Annotated in this window: 16 protein-coding genes; 7 read left to right on the forward strand and 9 right to left on the reverse strand. The window is 66.1% G+C overall.

The genetic code is table 11. The features are described 5' to 3' along the window. Nucleotides 1-2: 2 nt before the first annotated feature. The 4 genes from ACFC4D_RS11670 to dinB all read right to left on the reverse strand — a co-directional run bounded on the left by ACFC4D_RS11670 (nucleotide 3) and on the right by dinB (nucleotide 2,598). Nucleotides 3-446, reverse strand: coding sequence for an SRPBCC domain-containing protein (locus tag ACFC4D_RS11670; RefSeq protein ID WP_376062668.1), 444 nt, complete (start codon nucleotides 444-446; stop codon nucleotides 3-5). A 39-nt stretch (nucleotides 447-485) separates the two neighbouring features. Next, nucleotides 486-839: an ArsR/SmtB family transcription factor gene (locus tag ACFC4D_RS11675; protein WP_376062669.1), complete on the reverse strand. Its 354-nt coding sequence runs from the start codon at nucleotides 837-839 to the stop codon at nucleotides 486-488. Next, nucleotides 836-1,297 carry an SRPBCC family protein gene (locus ACFC4D_RS11680; RefSeq protein ID WP_364634705.1) on the reverse strand — a complete coding sequence of 154 codons (462 nt, stop codon included), beginning with the start codon at nucleotides 1,295-1,297 and terminating at the stop codon, nucleotides 836-838. The genes ACFC4D_RS11675 and ACFC4D_RS11680 overlap by 4 nt, the downstream gene beginning before the upstream one ends. A gap of 74 nt (nucleotides 1,298-1,371) precedes the next feature. Continuing rightward, entirely contained in the window at nucleotides 1,372-2,598 is a 1,227-nt protein-coding gene (gene dinB, locus ACFC4D_RS11685; RefSeq protein WP_376062726.1) for a DNA polymerase IV, read from the reverse strand. A gap of 167 nt (nucleotides 2,599-2,765) precedes the next feature. Between dinB and ACFC4D_RS11690 the strand changes: the two genes are divergently transcribed. From ACFC4D_RS11690 to ACFC4D_RS11705, 4 genes are all read left to right on the forward strand, one after another. Continuing rightward, a complete protein-coding gene (locus ACFC4D_RS11690) occupies nucleotides 2,766-3,389 on the forward strand; it encodes a carbonic anhydrase (protein ID WP_364634702.1) in 624 nt (207 codons plus the stop codon). A gap of 39 nt (nucleotides 3,390-3,428) precedes the next feature. Further along, the gene (locus ACFC4D_RS11695; RefSeq protein WP_376062670.1) at nucleotides 3,429-5,234 is read left to right on the forward strand and encodes an SLC13 family permease; all 1,806 of its coding nucleotides are present in this window, start codon (nucleotides 3,429-3,431) and stop codon (nucleotides 5,232-5,234) included. Nucleotides 5,235-5,285: 51 nt separating this feature from the next. After that, nucleotides 5,286-5,738, forward strand: a complete 453-nt coding sequence (locus ACFC4D_RS11700) for a hypothetical protein (protein ID WP_376062671.1) — start codon at nucleotides 5,286-5,288, stop codon at nucleotides 5,736-5,738. Between the two features lie 64 nt (nucleotides 5,739-5,802). Next, nucleotides 5,803-7,032 (forward strand): serine hydrolase, encoded by a 1,230-nt coding sequence (locus ACFC4D_RS11705; protein ID WP_376062672.1) that lies wholly within the window; start codon nucleotides 5,803-5,805, stop codon nucleotides 7,030-7,032. Between the two features lie 12 nt (nucleotides 7,033-7,044). On the opposite strand, the gene ACFC4D_RS11710 is transcribed toward ACFC4D_RS11705, so the two are convergent. Then, nucleotides 7,045-7,389 carry a hypothetical protein gene (locus tag ACFC4D_RS11710; RefSeq protein ID WP_364634691.1) on the reverse strand — a complete coding sequence of 115 codons (345 nt, stop codon included), beginning with the start codon at nucleotides 7,387-7,389 and terminating at the stop codon, nucleotides 7,045-7,047. Nucleotides 7,390-7,673: 284 nt separating this feature from the next. On the opposite strand from ACFC4D_RS11710, the gene ACFC4D_RS11715 reads away from it, so the two are divergent. Continuing rightward, nucleotides 7,674-9,269, forward strand: a complete 1,596-nt coding sequence (locus ACFC4D_RS11715) for an MFS transporter (protein ID WP_376062673.1) — start codon at nucleotides 7,674-7,676, stop codon at nucleotides 9,267-9,269. Here the strand turns inward: ACFC4D_RS11715 and ACFC4D_RS11720 are convergent. The 3 genes from ACFC4D_RS11720 to ACFC4D_RS11730 are packed head-to-tail and all read right to left on the reverse strand — an operon-like array spanning nucleotide 9,256 to nucleotide 12,427. Then, entirely contained in the window at nucleotides 9,256-10,044 is a 789-nt protein-coding gene (locus tag ACFC4D_RS11720; protein ID WP_376062674.1) for a helix-turn-helix domain-containing protein, read from the reverse strand. The genes ACFC4D_RS11715 and ACFC4D_RS11720 overlap by 14 nt on opposite strands. 23 nt (nucleotides 10,045-10,067) lie before the next feature. After that, nucleotides 10,068-10,688: a TetR/AcrR family transcriptional regulator gene (locus tag ACFC4D_RS11725; protein WP_376062675.1), complete on the reverse strand. Its 621-nt coding sequence runs from the start codon at nucleotides 10,686-10,688 to the stop codon at nucleotides 10,068-10,070. Beyond that, the gene (locus ACFC4D_RS11730) at nucleotides 10,685-12,427 is read right to left on the reverse strand and encodes an amidohydrolase family protein (RefSeq protein ID WP_376062676.1); all 1,743 of its coding nucleotides are present in this window, start codon (nucleotides 12,425-12,427) and stop codon (nucleotides 10,685-10,687) included. The genes ACFC4D_RS11725 and ACFC4D_RS11730 overlap by 4 nt, the downstream gene beginning before the upstream one ends. A 126-nt stretch (nucleotides 12,428-12,553) precedes the next feature. On the opposite strand from ACFC4D_RS11730, the gene ACFC4D_RS11735 reads away from it, so the two are divergent. Together ACFC4D_RS11735 and ACFC4D_RS11740 are read left to right on the forward strand one after the other, a co-directional pair. Continuing rightward, the gene (locus tag ACFC4D_RS11735) at nucleotides 12,554-13,534 is read left to right on the forward strand and encodes a DUF1353 domain-containing protein (RefSeq protein WP_376062677.1); all 981 of its coding nucleotides are present in this window, start codon (nucleotides 12,554-12,556) and stop codon (nucleotides 13,532-13,534) included. Nucleotides 13,535-13,556: 22 nt separating this feature from the next. Continuing rightward, nucleotides 13,557-13,994 carry a hypothetical protein gene (locus ACFC4D_RS11740; protein ID WP_375952159.1) on the forward strand — a complete coding sequence of 146 codons (438 nt, stop codon included), beginning with the start codon at nucleotides 13,557-13,559 and terminating at the stop codon, nucleotides 13,992-13,994. Here ACFC4D_RS11740 and ACFC4D_RS11745 read toward each other — a convergent pair. Continuing rightward, a complete protein-coding gene (locus ACFC4D_RS11745; RefSeq protein WP_376062678.1) occupies nucleotides 13,961-15,337 on the reverse strand; it encodes an MFS transporter in 1,377 nt (458 codons plus the stop codon). The two genes, ACFC4D_RS11740 and ACFC4D_RS11745, sit on opposite strands and share 34 nt — an antisense overlap. Between the last annotated feature and the right edge of the window lie 240 nt (nucleotides 15,338-15,577).

The following is a 15,577-nucleotide window of genomic DNA, read 5'->3' on the forward strand; positions in this document are numbered from 1 at the left end:
GATCAGTTCCAGCTGTCGATCTTGATATCGCGCGGATCCGGTGCGCCCGTACCCGTTTCGATCAGCTGCTTCAGGCTGACCAGGAATACCGCCCACTTCGTGCTGCAATGGTGCATGAACGGTACGGGCTCCTTCCAGCCCAGATGCCGGAACATCACATTGGCGTACTCGTCGGCCTGTTCGAGCTCGAACTCGACATGGGTGCCGATCCATTCCTCCGGACCGTCGACGACCTCCCAGAGCACCCGCTTGTCCGAGACGAGGTCGACGACCTTCATATCGATTCCGCCGGGGCCGAAACGGAATTCGAGTACACCGCCGACGTCATTGCCCTTGCCGGAGGTATTGCTGGCCCACCAGCCCGATAGGCCCTCGACGCTGGTCAGCGCCGAATAGACCTCGGCCTTGGGCGATTTGATTCCTACCTGGTGCAGGATGTCCACCATTGTCGTTCTTCCTTCTGTGCTTGATCTTGCCGTGTTCGGTCACTGCTGTGCGTCGTGCTTTTCCTTGGCGCGCTGAATCGCTTCGGCGAGCCGTTTGATGCGCCGCAATCGGGCATCCCATTCCGACCCGACCTGGGCCAATTGCGCTACGGCGCGGGCCAATTGGGCCTCATCGACGCGATAGCGACGTTCGCGCCCGGCGGGTGTGCCGTGCACCAGGCCGACGCGGTCGAGGACGCCGAGATGTTTGGCGATGGCCTGCCGGGTGACGGGTAGTCGTTCACTGAGACTGGTGGCCGTGCCATCACCGTCGACCAGCAAAAGGTCGAGCATGCGCCGACGGGTCGGATCGCCGATGGCCGACCACAGGTCGTCGTCGACCACGGTGGTCATAGCGCGGACACCAGCTTCCCGATGTATTCGCCCAGGCGCGGAATATAGGTATCCCAACCGGAGACGTGATCGTTGTACTGCGCCTCCAACTTGGCCACCTCCCAGCCCATTTCGCGGAATCCGGTCTCGACCATGCGGATGGTGGTGCCGGTATCGGTGGGCGTCAGCTCGAAGGTGACCAGCATCGAATTCACCGCATCGTCGACCTCGTTGTCCGGATAGCACCACCGGAACGCGAACAGGCGCGGCGGCTCCACGGTGACCACCGTCATCGCCAGTACATCGACCCGATCACCCCAGACGAATTCGCCGACCGCACCCTGTTTCACCTCGTAGGAGGCATCGTCGGTCCACCACTCCGAAATGTGCTCAGGGCTGCTGACCACCTCGAACACCACCTCGGGCGGGGCGTCGACGTGGATCTCCCGTTCAATGCTTCCGAATTCCAGACTCGTCATACCGGCCTCCATGTGCAACGTTTGGTTGCGTATGACGGTAGTCCTCGATCGGCGAACGCGCAACCATCGGTTGCTCAATCCGGCAGAATCGGAACCGACAGTCCCTCTCCACGACCCAGCAGGGCGGCGCGCGTGACCGTGCCCGCGCCGAATCGATTGCGGAGCTCGTCCAGCGTCGAATCGAGGGTCGATTCCGCGCGATGCTCCAGCGGCAGCGACAACTGCATGGTGTCCGCGTCATCGAGATTGGTCAGCGCCAGACCGACCAGCGTCAGCCCGCGCTCGTGAATCATGGGCAGCGCCGCGGCCAGCAACGTGCGCGCCGCATGCAGAATGACCTCGCCGTTATCGGTGGCCTCGGCCAGCGTATGCGAGCGGGTGGCGCGGCCGAAATCGTCGAATCGCAAGCGCAGCACCACGGTTCGGCATACTCGGCGCGCCTTGCGCAGCCGGTGCCCCAGCCGATCGGCCAGGCCGAACAGATACGCCTCGATCTCATCATCGGTGCGGGTACGACGGCCCAGCGCGCGCTGCGCGCCGATCGATCGCCGCCTGCGCCCGGTCTCGACCCGCCGCGGATCGCGCGCCCACGACAGTGCGTGCAGATGCCGTCCGGCCGCCGATCCGAGCACCCCGGCCAGCGGCCCCTCACCCATTTCGGCCAACTGCCCGACCTTCGTGATTCCGCGCTCACGCAGTTCTCGTGCGGTCACCTCGCCCACACCCCAGAGCCGTTCCACCGGCAGCGGATGCAGGAATTCCAGCTCCCCATCCGGCGGAACCTCCAGCAGCCCATCGGGTTTGGAAACGGCGCTGGCGACCTTCGCCAGAAACTTGGTGCGCGCCACCCCCACCGAAATCGGCAGCCCCACCTCGCGCCGAACGCGCTCCCGCAAACCCCGCGCGATCTCCACCGGCGTCCCGGCGATCCGCCACAGCCCGCTCACATCCAGGAACGCCTCATCGATCGAGATGCCCTCCACCTCGGGCGTGGTATCCCGGAAGATCTCGAACACCAGCTTGCTCGCCTGCGCGTACGCGGACATGCGCGGCGGCACCACGATGGCATGCGGGCACAATCGCAGCGCCTGCCGCGAATTCATCGGCGTCCGAACACCGAACGCCTTGGCCTCATAGCTCGCCGCCAGCACCACCCCCGACCCCACGAGCACCGGTTTCCCGCGCAGCCGCGGATCATCGCGCTGTTCCACCGAGGCGTAGAAGGAGTCCAGGTCGGCGTGCAGAATCGCCGCCCGTTCGGGGCGATTCCCCGGGCGGCCGTCCGCACTCGACTCGAACATATGTTCCATAGCGCCAAGAGTGTAGCGCCCACGTCGATCATTCCGGTGGCAACCATGCGCGCTCATCGAATATCGGGCCGCGCGGGCCGCTTCCACACGCACTGATTTGCTAGACCGTAACTGAATTGCGGCCATCGGCCCGGGGCGACTGTGGAAGATTAGGGCGCATGCCGCACTCCAATCCGATCGGTGCCTGGAAGTCGCTGCGTGAAGGCAATGAGCGCTTCGTCAAAGGCACACTCCAGCACCCCAGTCAGGGCGCTGCCGCCCGCGCCAAACTCGTCGGCGGACAGCAACCGCACGCGATCCTGTTCGGCTGCGGTGACTCCCGGGTGGCGGCCGAGATCATCTTCGATCAGGGCCTCGGCGATATGTTCGTGGTGCGCACCGCCGGACACGTCATCGACAGTTCGGTGCTCGGATCCATCGAATACGGCGTGCACGTGCTCAACGTCCCGCTCATCGTGGTGCTCGGGCATGACAGCTGCGGGGCGGTGCGCGCCACCATCGATGCCCTCGACAATGGCGATGTCCCAGGCGGATTCATTCGCAGCGTCGTCGAACGCGTGACGCCCTCCATCCTCATCGGCCGCCGCGAGGGCCTGGAAGAGGTCGACGATCTAGAAGCCCGGCACGTGGTGGAGACCGCACGGGTGCTCATGCAGCGCTCGATCATCATCTCCGAACGCGTCGCGGCCGGCGAATGCGCCATCGCCTGCGTCACCTACCAACTCGCCGACGGCCGCATCAATCTGCACCGCGTCATCGGCAATATCGGCGAAATCGCCTGACACCGAAAGAGATTCCCTGCCGACGGAAGGGATGACGCCGTGAGCCAGGCGACGCAGTGCCTGATCGTGCTGGGCGTGGTGATCGCCCTGTTCCTGTGGAACCGGCTCCCGGTGGAGATCGTGGCCCTGGGTTCGGCGCTGCTGGTCTACGCGCTCGGGCTCATCGATTCCGATCAGGTGTTCGCCGGATTCGGTGATCCGGTGGTGGTGTTCATCGCCGCCATGTTCGTGGTCAGCGGTGCGCTCGAGGCCAGCGGTATCACCGGCTGGGCGGGCCGCCGGATCGTCGCGCTCTCGGGTGGGCGGCAGCGTCGGGCGCTGGTGCTGGCCATGCTGGTCTCCGCCGCGCTGGCCGCACTGCTGACCCAGAACGGTGCGGTGGCCGCGCTGCTGCCGGTGACGGTGTCGCTGGCCATCACACTCGGTGCGCGACCGTCGAAGTTCCTGGTGCCGCTGGCCTACGCCGCACACGCCGGAACCCTGTTGGTGCTGACCGGAACCCCGGTCAATGTGCTCGTGAACGAGGCCGCCGAAGCCGCGGGCGTGCCGAAGTTCGGGTTCTTCGACTTCGCGGTCGCCGGTATTCCACTCGTCGCGGGGACCATCGCGCTGGCGCTGCTCCTCGAACGGCTGCTGCCCGACCGCGATCCCGAAACCCTGCCCGCCGATCTGAGCGAACACGCGCGGACCCTGGTCTATGACTACCAACTCACCGGCGGCGCAGCGCTTTTGCGCGTGCGCGGGGACTCGCCGCTGGTCGGTCTGCCCGCCGACACCTTGATCGATCACAAGCCGCCCGGGGTGTTCCCGGTGACCGTGCTGACGGCGGACGAACAGACCCGCGGCCAAGACCCCGTCGAGCGCGGCGACCTGCTCGTCGTGCGCGGTGCACCGGATGCCGTGAACAGCTTTGCGCGGCAACAGCATCTGGAGCGGCGCACCGCACCCGACGATGATCAACTGATTCCGCTGCTGCTCAATGCCGAGACGGGTCTGCTCGAAGTCGTGGTGAGCCCGCGCTCGCGGCTGGTGGGGCAGCGGGTGTTCCCGGGCATGTCCTCGGATGTGGGTGATGTTGTCGTGCTCGGTGTGCGCCGGGACGGGCGGGACCGCGAATCGGGCAACATTCGCATGGCGGCGGGGGACACCCTGCTGCTGCACGGTTCGTGGGATGCATTGGCGCGCAAGGCCGATCGCCGCGCGGATGTGCTCAGCGTGGAGTCGCCCGGTGCGCTGCGCAGCCAACTGGTGCCGCCTGGTCCGCGCGCGTGGCGGGCGCTGGGGGTCGTCGCGGTGATGGTGTTGTTGATGGCGACCGGAGTGGTTCCGGCGGCGGTGGCGGTCCTGCTCGCGGCCTGCGCCATGGTGGTGTTGCGCGTCCTCGATCCCGGTGGCGCGTATCGCAGTATCTCCTGGACCACGGTCGTTCTCATCGGCGGCATGTTCCCGCTCTCGATCGCCATGCAGCATTCCGGCGCCGCGGATCAGGTCGCGCATACGGTCGTGTCCGCGGCGGGCGGCAATGGCATCCTGCTGCTGCTCGGTTTATTCGTAATCACCGCGCTGCTGGGGCAATTCATCAGTAATACCGCCACCGCACTGGTCATCGTCCCGGTCGCGGTATCCGCGGCCGCCGATGCCGGGATCTCCCTGCGCCCGGTGCTCATGTGCGTGGCGATCGCGGCCGCGGCTGCCGTGCTGACACCGATCGCCACACCCGCGAATCTGATGATCCTGGGTCCGGGCGGTTATCGCTTCGGCGACTACTGGCGGTTCGGGCTCCCGGTGCTGGCGCTGTACCTCGTGGTCGCACTCGGCGTCGTGCCGCTGATCTGGTCGTTCTGAGCGTCGCGGGCTCGGCGCACGAAACCCGCTTCCAGCATCGATAATCCGGGCATGGAGATTCTGCTCGTACTGATCCCGGCGGTGCTGTGCGTGATCGTCGTGCCGGTGGTGATCGTGATCGTGCTCGTCACCCGTAGCTCACCCCGTCGACTGCCGATTCCGGGTCAGGGGCCGGGGCGGAACTCCGATCAGCATTGGACCCACGCGTTCTTCGATGACAGCTCGAATAACGCGCCCTGGCAGCCCGGCGATCCGTCCTGGGAAGGTTCGGACGGCTACGGCCACCAGCAACACGGTCACCACCATCGCGACTGGGATTCCGGTCACCACGGCGGTTCGGACCAGAGCCATCACGGCCACAGCTGGTCCCACGATCACGGCGGTCACGGCTCGAGTCACGACAGCGGTGGCTCCAGCTACGACAGCGGCAGCAGCGGTTCCAGCGATTCCGGTTCCAGTTCGAGCGATTCGGGTTCCAGCAGTTCGAGCAGCAGTTCCGATTAGCGCTGCCACACTCCGGCCAGACGCGTCACAGAAACTACCGAATGGTCCTCACTATCCTGGTCGGATGAGCACAGGTGCGATAGCGATGGTGCCGATCGACCCCGAACTCGAGACGGTGACCACCACCAGACCGGAGGACGATGCCGCCGCGCTCGGGGTGGATCCGCGCGCGGTCGAGGCGATCTGGGAATCGGTGTGCGACTGGTACCGCATGGGCACCACCCCGGCCATTCAGATCTGTCTGCGCCGCGACGGCAAGATCCTGTTGAATCGGGCCATCGGGCACGGCTGGGGCAATGGCCCCGCCGACACCGCCGAGACACCCAAACAGCTCATCACCCCCGATATGCCGTTCTGCGGCTTCTCCACCGCCAAGGGCGTCGCCGCCGCACTCATGTTCATGCTCATCGAACAGGGCGCGTTCGCGCTGAATGATCCGGTCAGCCAGTACATTCCGGAGTTCGCGGCCAACGGTAAGCAACGCATCACCATCGCCGATGTGCTCTCGCATTCCGCGGGCGTCCCCTTCATCTCCGCGCCCTACTCCGGCACCGCGATGGTCCTCGACGAAGAGCTGGCGGTGCGGGGTCTCGCCGATCTGGTCCCCAGTTGGAAGCCCGGCCGATTCCGCGTCTATCACGCGCTCACCAGCGGTTTGATCCAGCGCCTGCTGGTGCGCCGCGCCACCGGCAAGCCCATGCGCGACCATCTGCGCGAACAGGTCCTGGATCCATTGGGCTTCCGCTGGAACAACTTCGGCGTCGATCCCGCCGATGTGGACGCGGTCGTCCCGAGCGTCAAGGTGGGCCCCGGCCCCTCCCGGATCTGGCGTCATCTGGCGGGGAGAGCCCTCGGCGGTGGTCTCACCGGCCCCAACCCCGAGGCCGATACCCGAGCCTTCCTCACCGCCGAACTCCCCTCGGGCAACCTGGTCACCACCGCGTATGAACTCTCCAGGTTCTACGAAATCCTCACGCGCGGAGGTGAACTGGACGGCGTCCGAATCATGCGCCCGGAAACCGTGCGGCAGGCCGTCCAGCCCGCCCGCTGGATTCCCGGCGCGGCGGGCCGAGTATCGGTGGCCGGATACGAACTGGGCGCACGCCGCTCCAAATTCGGCCGCCACACCGAATCCCATTTCGGCCGAAGCGGTTTGACCACCCAGTACGGCTGGTCCGATCCCGCACGGGGCCTGTCGGGCGCAATCCTCACCAGCGGTAAGGCCACGGCGGACACCTCCCGGCCGTGGCAGCTGGTCGCCCGGATCTCCGACGCGGTGCCCCGCCACGCGTGAAGGAGGGGTAGTTCAGGAACCCAGCGCCGCGCGGGCGGCGTCGAACCAGGCCTGGGTGCCGACCAATCCGGCCTCGATGTCCTTGCGAGCTCCGTTGAAGCCGTACAGGTTTCCCGCGAACACGGTCAGCACCGAGCCTTCCTGTTCGCCGAGTTCCTCCAGCACCTCTGTGTCCTGGAGCAGGTAGGCGACCCCGGCGACCTCGCTCGGAGACCATTCGGTGCGGTGGTCGGCCCAGCCGTCCTGGCGCACGGCGCGGGCGCGGGTGACGAGTTCTGTTTGCAGCGCGGCGCGGTCGGCGTCGGTGGGCTGCCGGGATTTGAGGTGGTCCCAGCTGATCGGTGCTGCGTCGGACACGTCCGGACTCCGTCCCTGAAGGGTCGATGGGTTGACTGCTGGTTTACCGCGAGCTCCCGGGCAATCTATCCCGCCGGAGGTCGGGGCGGTGCAGGCGGTTCCCCGGACCCGGGTCACGAACGGTGTCCGATACGCGCAATCGGCTGTCTCGATTCTGTCTTTCCGACAGGTCGGGACGTCATTAGCGTTGGTGGCGCACCCTGGCCGGCGGGGTGCGTCCACCGAATCGCCAGGGACGCGGCAGCTCGATGCGCTGCGCGTCCGACCAGATCAGAGGTTTTCAAATGACTACGACGACTGCCGGCGCGGGTCTCGAGCCATCGAGGCGAACAGTCGGCGCGACCGCCCGTCCGGGGCTGGTGCTGTTCATGGTGTGCACCGCGATCTTCATGCTGATGCTCGACGCGACCGTGGTCTCCGCCGCGCTGGCGGATATTCGCGATGACTTCGACTCCTCCATCGACGGCCTGCAATGGGTGATCGACGCCTACGCGCTGCCGCTGGCCGGATTGCTGCTGACCCTCGGCTCGGCCGGTGACAGGTTCGGGCGCAAGCGGGTATTCCTCAGCGGTATGGCGGTGTTCACCGCATCCTCGCTGGCGCTGGTGCTCGCGGGCAGCATTCTGCAACTCAATGTGCTGCGTGCGGTGCAGGGTATCGGCGCGGCAATGCTTTTCGCGACGGCACTGCCGCTGCTCGCGGTGGCCTATCCCGAATCGCATGCCCGGGCCAGGGCGATCGGTGTCTACGGCGCGGTGATGGCGGGTGCGACCGTTGCCGGTCCGGTCCTGGGCGGTGCGCTGGTCACCGCGTTCGGGTGGCGGTCCATCTTCACCATCAATGTGCCGATCGGTGTGCTGATCTTCGCGCTGGCGCTGCTCCGGATGCCCGAGACCACAAGGCATCTCGATCGCCGCACGGATTGGCTCGGTTCGGTGCTGCTCTCGGGCGGACTGCTGGCGGGCGTACTCGGCCTGACCCGCGGCAATGCCCTGGGCTGGACCTCGGGGACGATCATCGCACTCGGCATCGCCGCAGCAATGCTGCTGACGCTGTTCATGGCGTGGCAATTCCGCACTCCCCATGCGCTTTTCGATGTCTCCATGCTGCGCAAGCCGGGATTCGCCGGTATCGCGATCATCGCGGTCGCGCATATGGCCACGCTCATGGCCGCCTCCAACTATCTGGCCATCTTCCTGATCAACACCATGGGATTCACTCCGCTCCAGATGGGCCTGCGGCTGGTGCCGATCAGCATCGCGGCGCTGGTCGCCGCACCGCTCGGCGCGGTGCTGGCCAAGCGGGTGCCGACCGCGGTGTCGCTGCCGCTCACCATGGGGCTGGTCGTGCTCGGTATGTGGTTGCTGGGCAATGTCGAAAGCGCCGATGCCTGGACGCATTTCGTGCCGGGCATGATCGTCGGCGGTATCGGGCTCGGCGCGATCACCACGGTGAATCAGGCTGCCGCGCTGACCTTCGCCTCGGATGCGAACGCGGGTATGGCCAGCGCGACCTTCGGCACGCTGCGGCAGGTCGGCATGGCGATCGGTGTGGCGGGACTCGGCGCGATTTTCAGCCACAGCGCGCGTGCGGAGGCGGGTCGGGGCCTGGATCTCCTTGCCGCGCACAATGTCACTGTGACGCCGGAATTGCGCACCCAATTCCTCGACGGGGTCGCCGCCGGAGCGGGCACCGACCTGGCGGGAGCGGTGCCACCGGAATTCGCCTCGGCAACACCGCTATTGACCGAGACCGCGCATACGGCCTCGATCGAGGGGCTGAACGCGCTGTTCACGCTGGGTACGGTCGTCGGCCTGGCCGCCACCCTGGTGGCGGCGCTCGCCTTCGCGGCCGAGAAGTGGCGCGCTATCCGTCGCTAGCCCGGCCGAGATCGGTACCGCTCCCGCCGAAGAATACGGCCGGGGTGGTGCCGATCTCGCGGCGGAACGCGGTGATGAACGAACTCGCGGTGGTGTAACCGACGGTCCGCGCGACCCTCGAAATCGGTTGTCCCGCAGCGAGTAGCGGCAGTGCGGAGTTCAACCGCTCCAGTGCGCGCCAGCGTTCGAAACTGGTTCCGGTCTCGGCTCGGAAGCGCCGCGAGAGCGTGCGGGTGGATACCGAGAGCTCGCGGGCCCAGGCATCGAGTCCGCGCGCATCGGCGGGATTCTCCTTGAGCGCGAGCGCAACCCGCCGCGCACCCGGATCGGTCGGCAGCACCACCGGCATCATCGTCACCGCCATCGGGATCATCAGATCCCACAGCACCGCGTTCCCGCGCGCTCGCTGCTCCGACTGCGCATTGGGCAGATCCGACAGGTACCGCAGCAGCGGGCCGATCAATCCGGAAGCGTCCACCACGGTCGGCTGTTTCCAATCCAGCGGGGAATCCCCGGGTTCGAAGTACAGCGACAGCATCTCGCACGATGAGCTCGGCATCACCGAATGCGGTGTGCCGCCGGGAATCCAGAGCGCTCGCGCGCGCTGCACCACCCACCGGGAATCCCGGGTCTCCATGGTGAGCACGCCGTCGGGCACCCAGGTCAGTTGATGCTGCGGATGGCTATGCGCCAGCAGACCGGTCGCGGAATCGAGCGGAATGACAATGCTCGGATAGTCCGCGTAGTCGAGGCTGAGATGCTGATCCGGCGGCATGGCATCCAGATTATGGGTCCGAATCACCCCGGCTCGGAAGCGGTGCGCACCTGCGGGAAGACCGCGACCAGGCGCTCGATTCGCGAATCCTCCAGTTCGGGGCGCGGATAGGTGGACCGGAAGATGGCCTCGCCGTCGAACATGTGAATGAGCGAGGTCGCGAGCAGTTTGCCGGTCTCGGGGGAGACCATCGGGGTGAGGGCGGCGACCGCCAACTCCTCCACCGCGTCGAGCAGCGCGCGGGCGACGGGTTCGAGGCGTTCACGCAATTCCGGTTCGGTGCGGGCGGCCACCAGCAGTTCGAACCAGACCGTATTGGTCTTATCGCGAATCTGACCGCGCACCCGGAGCATGATGTCGGCCAGATCGATCGGCTGATCGGTGGCCTCGGTGCGGCGCAGTATCTGCACCGCCTCGATATGCCGGTGACTGACCTCATCGGCGGCCGCCACCACCAATTCGGTGCGGGAATCGAAGTGCCGGAAGATCGCGCCCTTGGAAATGCCCGCGCGGCGGCTGATCTCGCCGAGCGAGGCATTGTGATAGCCGATCTCGGCGATCGTCTCGATGGTGGCGTCGACCAGTGCCGCCCGGGTGGCGGCACTGCGTTCGGCTTGTGTGCGGCGACCGGTGACGGCCGTCATCGGCCTCCCGCCCGCAGGAAGCGGCCGGTGCGGCGGGTGCCGAGCACGGGTGCGGAAACACCGTCGCCGAAGACGAATTCGCCGCCGATGAAGACGGCCGATACCGCGGCGTCATTGCGATTCACCATGCGAGACAGGTTGTCATACTCGGGCACCACCTGTTCGGCGTATGTGTCCAGGGACTCATCCAGGTGCGCCGGATCGATGATGACCAGATCCGCGCGGTCGCCCTCGCGCAGGCGGCCGGCGTCGATGCCGTACCAGTCGGCCAGCTCGCCGGTCATGCGGTGCACCGCGTGCTCCAGGGTCAGGAATGGGCGTCCGGCCTGCTCCGCGCGATGCACGCGGCGCAGGAAGCGCAGGCCGAAGTTGTAGAAGGCCATATTGCGCAGGTGTGCGCCCGCATCGGAGAAGCCCAGTTGCACACCGGGATTCGCGCTCAGTTTGTCGAGGAATTCGGGCCGGTGATTGGAGATGGTGGTGCGCCAGCGCAGTTTGGTGCCGTGCTCGACCACCAGATCGAGGAAGGCGTCGACCGGATGCAGGCCGCCGCGGCTCACCCCGACCTGGCCGAACGTCTTGCCGATGACGGAGTCGTCCGGGCAGTCGACGATTTCGGCATCGAAGAAATCGCGATGCCACACGCGCATACCGAACTTCGCGTCGTACTCCTTGCGGAAACGCCTGCGGTAGCTCTCATCCTGGAGCAGGGCATTGCGCTGCACCTGATCGGCCAGATGCAGTGCGGCGGCGCCGGATCCGAATTCCTCGAAGATGACCAGATCGATGCCGTCGGCATACACCTCGAACGGGACCGGCAGATGCTGCCAGCGGAAATCACCGCCCAGGGCGTTCACCAGCCGCGCGAGCGGACCCATGATGTACACCAGGAACGGGTTGGCCTTCAGATCCGCCGCCGAGAGCAGGGTGGTCTTGAGCTTGCGGCGGAACAGGCCCGCGCTGCTGAAGGTCATGGCCGCGATACTGCGCGGCGAGGTGATGTCCGGCCCCGCCTGCAGGATGCGATCCCGTTGCCGCAGAATCGCATTGAGGCGTCGGCGTTCCTTCGCCCGGGCGTAGGTCGAGGGCAGGGTGCGGGAGCGGCAGACATCGCCGTCGAGCTTGTCGAAGAGCAGCTGCTGCGCGGACATGCCGACGAATCCGGCATCGAGCGCCTCGTGCAGGGCGGCCTCCATGGCCGATTGTTCGGCGGCGGTGGGGCGCACCTTCTTGCGGGTGGCTCGATCCAGGCCCAGCAACGCGGTGCGAATATCCGAATGTCCCAGCATCGCGGCGATATTCGGGCCGAGGGGGAGTTCCTCGAGTGCGGCCACGTACTCGCGCGCCGACCCCCAGTTCTGCCCGGTGACAGCTTCGATCACGTGCTGGCGCGGGATCGCCTCGACGCGGCCGAAGAGGTCACCGGCATCGGTGGGCTGCACATGCACGGTCGAGAGCGAACAGGACCCGAGCATGATGGTCGTGATCCCGTGCCGCACGGATTCGGTGAGCGCCGGAGCCTTCAGCACTTCGACGTCGTAGTGGGTATGGATGTCGACCATGCCGGGTGTCACCCATTTGCCCGTGGCGTCGATGACGTTATCGCAGCCGGTTTCATCGAGCGGTTGCGCCGAGACCGCGACGACGCGATCACCGCGCAGTCCGAGATGGCGGATAGCGGAGGGCGCGCCGGTGCCGTCGAACCAGCGGCCGCTTTTGATGATCGTGTCGTAGCTCACCCCATGATTGCAACCGATCGGTCACTAACAGTCAATGTGCATATGTACGAAGTCTTTTGGTTGATATGCCAAATCGTCACCCCGCCGCACCCCGTCTGTACTGCATGTTCCTGTCATCCTGAGGGTATGAAGCTCAGCGTTGAGCAGAACGGCGGATCCTTCTACGACGCGGGTAAAGCCCCCGCCGAAGTCGCCGCCGACGCGATTTCCCCCGAGGCCGTGGTGGTCAACTCCGAACCCGCACCGCCACCACCGCCCGCCCCTCCGGCTCCCGAAGCGGAACCCACCCCCGATCTCACCATCGAATTGGCGCGCCTCTACGACACCGCCAGCGGCCGTGAGGAATTCCGCCTATTGCGCCGCATCGGCTATGTCGACGACGCTCCCGGCGGCGTCGGCATCATCCAGGTCCCCGCCGATCTCGAACACTGGACCACCGATCTGACCTCGGTCCCGCCGTTTCTGACCTGGCTGGTCCCCAAAACCGGCGCGCACCTGCCCGCCGCGATCCTGCACGACGGCCTGGTCCTTGCCAAGGGCGAACCCGCCAGCTACATCGCCGAACGCGAAATCCACCGCGATGAAGCCGATCGCATCTTTCGCGATGCCATGGCCAAGACCGGCACCGGGCTGATCCGCCGGTGGCTGGTCTGGTCCGCGGTCACGGTCGCCACCATGCACGAGGGTCGTCAGGTCGACTGGTCCCCAATCCAGAAGTGGCACTATCGAATCGCGCTCTGGGGCACCCTGCTGCTGATTCTGCTGCTCGGTGTCCTCGGCACCCTGGATCTGTTCGACATTCCGGGTGTCGGGCTGCCCTGGATGGGCGACGGCCCACTGCACAAACTGATCGGCGGCGTTTCCGGAGCCATTGTCATACCGCTGCTCCTCGGCCTCACCTGGGGCAGATTCCGCATCGCGGGCTGGATAATCGGTCCGCTGGTGGCCCTGGTCATCCCGGCCGTAATCCCGATCATCCTCGTCGGCTGGCTGTACATCGCGGTGGAAGCCCTGCACACCTGGCGTCCCTGGCTCGCCAAGGCGCTGGCGATCGCTCTCGTGCTCACCGCCTTCTGCGTGTTCATAACCTCGTGGTGCCTGGCGTGACTCGCTGCAAGGATGGATTGCCATGAGAGCCTTGCGTTTTGCCCAGTGGGGGATGGCGGCGACCGCCCTGCTCAGTACGGCGGGGTGCGGTGAGGATGAGCTCACCACCGCACCGCCGACCACCGTGACCGCCACCTCCGGCACCACCTTCACCCTGGCCATCGGCGATACCGCCCGGCTCGACACCGGTCGTCTGGTGGTAACCCTCACCGATGTCTCCGGTGACAGCCGCTGTCCCGAGGATGTCACCTGTGCCTGGGCCGGCGATATCACCGTCACCGTGACGGCGACCGTCGATGCGACGGAAACCCGCTACGGCCTGCACCCCAATCCGCGCGAGAGCAGCGCGTCGACCAACGGCTATCGCATCGAACTACAGGCCGTCCGCCCGGGCCGCCACACCAACCAGCAGATTCCGCCCACCACCTACCGGGTGGATCTGCTGGTATCGCCCGCTTGATCGGGCAGCAGTGAGGCGACGACGAAGCCCGCGAGTCCGATACCGGCCAGCGCGATGGTCGCCATGGCGTAGGCGTGCCCGGTGAGATCGGCGACGAGAATCGTTCCCGCCACCGCGGTGCCGAGCGCCGAACCGAGATTGGAGGCGCTGCGGGACAGGCCGGAGATCTCACCCTGGTCGTCCGCGCCGAAAGCGGATTGCACGACGGTGACCGACGGGGTGAGCATGGCTCCGATTCCCAAGCCCACCAGCAGAAGTCCGGGTGCGAAGGTCCAAGGATTCAGTGAACGGTCGGCCAGCGCGATGAGTACGCCGAGCCCGAGCACACTGGTGAGGAATCCGGTTCTGATCAGGGTGCGCTGCGATCTTCTGCGTGCCAGTCGTGCTGCGGCCAGCGAGGATACGAGCAGTCCCGCCGTTGCCGCGGTGAAGATTACGCCGGTCTGGACGGCGTTGTACCCGCGCACGACCTGCAGGTAGGTGGCGACCACGAAGGACGTGCCGATGAGCAGCAACCACTGCAGCAGTTGGGTGATCAAGCCGAGATTGGCCGTGCGCGAGGCGAACATCGCGGTCGTGATCAGCGGCTCCACACCGCGGCGTTCCTTGGCGCGGACACCGAGCACGAACGCGGTCAACAGCACCGCCCCGAGCCCGAGCAGTAGGGCCATCAGCCGAATATCGTTGTCAGCGGCTTGAATTCCCGACACGATCAGAATCAGGCCCGCGGCCGAGAGCACTGCCCCGCTGATATCGAACGGCGCGCTGGGATCCGGCGGCAACGGATCCTCGATCCGCCTGCCCAATAGCGCGATCAAGAGGACGACCACAGCCTGGAACAGAAACGCCGCGCGCCAGGTCAGCGCCGTGGTGATGAGCCCGCCGATCAGCGGTCCGGCAGCCGCGCCGACCCCGCCCATCGCCATGATGACCCCGAACGCCTTTGCTCGCGCGACGGTTTCGGTGAACAGCAACGTCGTCAGAATGTAGACCGGTGGAATCAGCAGCGCCGTGCCGATGCCCTCGAGTATCGAATTGCCCAGTATCAGCACGCCCAGCCCCGGTGCGATCGCACTCGCCACCGCACCGACGCCGTACACCAACAGACCCGCCAGGAAGCAGCGCTTACGCCCATACCGGTCGGCGAGTTTGCCCCCGGGGATCATCAGCGCGGCCATGACCAGCAGAAACAGTGTGATCGCCACCTGCACACCCTGGACGGTGGTGCCCAGATCCACGCTGATGTCGTTGATCATCACATTCATATTCGAGCCCGCGAAGCTACAGATGAACTGCGCCAACGCGAGCGGAAGCAGCACCCCGCGCGGAGCAGCTGGCGTCATCTCGATCCTCCCTCACCTCGAGCGGGGCGTATCGACCTCCAGCCAACCGCTTGCGCGGCGGTGCGGGCATCGTCCGAATCGAACGATGTTCGAAGGGTGCACAGTTTTTGATGAGTTCTGTTGGAGTTACGTTTCGTTTGGTGCGACCAAACTAAACGTATTGAAATTGCAGGTAGATTGAGGGAATCGGGGAGCCTGACATCCGATAACGTTCACTTATCGGTGGTCAGGACGGCTGGG

This window comes from Nocardia sp. NPDC056000 (assembly GCF_042269265.1).
Taxonomy (GTDB): Bacteria; Actinomycetota; Actinomycetes; order Mycobacteriales; family Mycobacteriaceae; genus Nocardia.